Source organism: Yoonia sp., assembly GCF_036007805.1.
Classification (GTDB): Bacteria; Pseudomonadota; Alphaproteobacteria; order Rhodobacterales; family Rhodobacteraceae; genus Yoonia.
In genome coordinates this window covers 1-2,898 of sequence record NZ_DASYOK010000388.1, presented here as the reverse complement: position 1 = coordinate 2,898, position 2,898 = coordinate 1, and the positions used below count along the sequence as shown (strand labels likewise).

The 2,898-nt window shown below is 56.9% G+C and carries 5 protein-coding genes; all 5 read right to left on the bottom strand.

Features of this window, described 5'->3' with window-relative positions; translation table 11 throughout:
• Window positions 1-494: hypothetical protein (locus tag VGP75_RS20495; RefSeq protein WP_327545408.1), on the bottom strand; the 494-nt coding region annotated here is incomplete at its 3' end.
• Window positions 495-683: 189 nt separating this feature from the next.
• Window positions 684-1,061, bottom strand: a complete 378-nt coding sequence (locus tag VGP75_RS20490) for a helix-turn-helix domain-containing protein (RefSeq protein WP_327545407.1) — start codon at window positions 1,059-1,061, stop codon at window positions 684-686.
• Window positions 1,058-1,915 carry a hypothetical protein gene (locus VGP75_RS20485; protein ID WP_327545406.1) on the bottom strand — a complete coding sequence of 286 codons (858 nt, stop codon included), beginning with the start codon at window positions 1,913-1,915 and terminating at the stop codon, window positions 1,058-1,060. Before VGP75_RS20485 ends, VGP75_RS20490 begins: the two co-directional genes overlap by 4 nt.
• Window positions 1,912-2,487 carry an HNH endonuclease gene (locus VGP75_RS20480; RefSeq protein ID WP_327545405.1) on the bottom strand — a complete coding sequence of 192 codons (576 nt, stop codon included), beginning with the start codon at window positions 2,485-2,487 and terminating at the stop codon, window positions 1,912-1,914. The genes VGP75_RS20485 and VGP75_RS20480 overlap by 4 nt, the downstream gene beginning before the upstream one ends.
• A 108-nt stretch (window positions 2,488-2,595) precedes the next feature.
• Window positions 2,596-2,898, bottom strand: a 303-nt coding sequence (locus tag VGP75_RS20475) for a RusA family crossover junction endodeoxyribonuclease (RefSeq protein ID WP_327545404.1), incomplete at its 5' end; no start/stop codon positions are given.

The window sequence follows — 2,898 nt, the reverse complement described above, 5'->3', positions numbered from 1 at the left end:
ATGATCGCGGCCTGGCGCTTCTCAAAGCCGGCGACCTGCTCAATGGCCTTGTCGATGTCCCGCAGGATCCCCTCGGCGTTCTCAAGGTGGATGCGTGCGTTGTGGGCTTCCTTCTCCCGTGCCGCGCGCCATTCGCGCATTTCAGCAAGCAAGGTTTCCATTTCGTCATTGGAGCCATCCGGCCCAAACATGTCCTCACGGATTTCAGCGACCCAGCCGGGCATGACGTTGATGCCGATCGTCTCGGCAACCGACTTGTCGGTCTCTTTGCCGCGATACCGCTTGAGATCATCGTCATAGACGTCTTCCAAGATGCCGATGATCTGGCGCTTCTGTATGGCCGTGGGCTTGCGAAGCTCGGTGACTGTTGCGGGCGTCTTTGCGGGTGCCGTCATGGCTTTTTTCTGCATCGGTTCCTCCGTTTTGCATTGAGTGTTGCTTCCCTCGCGCCGCTTTGCCTCGCATGAGGGGCAGCGGAGCTTCTTTTTGACCAAGGCCCAGCCTTTAGCCTCAATCTTGCGGATTACTTGGCCCTCGCTTGCTAGGCTCATGACCTGCCGCCCAAGGCCACCAGAATTGCTTCCATGCGCCGCCCTGACCTGCTCGGTCTTGTCACATTCGCAGCAGGTGCAAAGAGCGAGTTCTTGGCCACGCGGGCCCTTGAGTGGTTTGATCCCCATAGATTACCGACCTCCCAATCGGGTTGTTTTGAAAACAATTGTCTGTGCGCAGAAGTCATCCAGCCGCTTGCGGGCAGCCTTGATGCCATGATTGACCGTTGACGGGTCACGGCCGATGTATTCGCCAATCTGAACCGTGCTGTTGCCATCTTCGTGCGCGAACAGCATTGCCGCCTGACGGGCTTCCGCAATCTTTGCACTGCGGTCTTCGCCCAGAATGTCTTCGACAGGGACGCCGTGTATGCCTGACGCCAGTTCGATCGCGGCGTGGATGCCTTCTGGACAGCCTCTCTTGCGACGGACTTGCGGGAGACCCTGCCCCCATGATGCGCGGGCACGATTGCTCTCCTGCTCGGCCAGCTGCTGCATTGAGCTGATCATGCCGCAATCCCCCTCTCAGCAAGTTTTTCAGGCGTGACCAAGCCTGCGTCGATCAAGTCTCGGATGAATGCGGGCGTCAGGGTGGCAGCTGACACAAACCGACCCTCGTTGATCGACTCCGCCCAAAACTTCATCCGGTCTTCTGTCGAAGCAGGGACCGCCGCTGGCTTGGCGATGTAATCACGCCACTTTCCGCGCACCGGATCGAGGAAGTTATCTGACTGCTGGACCTTGCCCTCAGAAGACCAGCGCTTGACGACTTCTGCGTAAGCCCGTGCTGCGCCAATGATTACCTCGGCCTTCTCACCTGCCGCGATCAGATCGGCAAAGGCCTTCGCCCCAGCTTGGGATGCAACGGGCCTTGGATGGGCCTTCAAAAAATCCTGATAACCCGCCACCTCTTGAGAAGAAGTTGCTTCAGGTATTTCTTCAGGTATTAAACCCTTATTAGGTTTGTCCCGCTGCTGTCCCGCTGCTGTCCCGCTGCTGTCCCGCTTTTTTGAGCCTGCTGTCCCGCTTTCGTTCGGCTTGCTCTGATAATCGTCGTATTTACAAACGGTTATGACGTTAACGCCCGTCCCGCTATCTGTCCCGATCATGTCCCGATTTTCGAGACGTTTTAGGAACCTATCAACTCTGGATTTTGACCATCCCCAAGCCTCGCACATGAAGCGAACGGACGTGGCGAGCTGGCCGCGCGACAACTTCACAGCAACGTTGCCCACGCGCTTTTCACGGTCCTTGTAGGACGCCTCCATGATCATCCACATGAATGCTTCCCGCTCCGTGAATGGCTCGGCCTTGAACGCAGTGTCGTGCCATATGCGGCGAGATATGTTGACTGTGCCGCTCATTTGTCGGCCTCACGCACGCGGTTCCAACATATACCGCAGAAGTATTTGAAGCGGCGCGATCCTTCGCCGTAACGGTCGGCAGCGATATATGCAGCTTCTAGGGTTGTGGCGTATCCAATGCGCTTTACAAACCCTTTAACGCCGTTGAACTTGTCCCGGCTCCATCCTGCGCTAGCGCCCTCTTGGATCACCTCCGCAATTTCCCAGCAAACACCCTCCATGGCTTCACGGGCTTCCCTGACCATCTTGGCGTGTTCTCTGACCTGCTCAGCGGCTTCCTTCGCATCCTCTGCCGCGGCTTCCAGCGTTTGTGGCTTTATGGCCAGGGGGACTGAGGACTTTCCCAGATTGCAGCCTTCACAGGCGGTTGTCAGGTTCTCATCTTCGTTTCCGCCACCATTCGCCACGGCTAAAATGTGATCTACATGGAGGATAACTGTGGGCGGTTGCGCGCCACAGTACTGGCAAGTGAAGTTGTCACGTTTGAATATCTCAAAGCGTTTTCTTTTGCCTATTGCCTTGCGGGCATTGCTTTCCGGCGGCAAATCGCCAATATCCGCTTCATTAGTCATGCTCTTTACCTTCAGAAGTTTGGGCGTTGATTGGAGGCCGTAGGGTGTTTCGCCACCTTACGGCCTTGTTCGTTTTGATAATATTCAAGGCGGGATGTGGGCGGCTATTCACGGCATCCTCACCTCGATCTTGGCGATCACTGCGCCGCCTTTTGTTTTCTCACCCTTGGCCATGGCGATGGACCAATAGCTGTCATCAACGCCAATCGCGTCTGACAGGCCGTCAATGCCCGCCTTAAACGCGCCAAGAAGCCCATCCATATCCCTGCGGCGGTTGTCAGGCGGCATGAACGTCAGGGACACACGCAGCGCCGCTGTGGGGTCGTTGTGGCGCCTGACGCCCTGCCTTTTGGCCTCCCAGCCGCACAGCGCGCGGTATGCCTTTGTCGGCTTGTAATACTTGCTCCAATG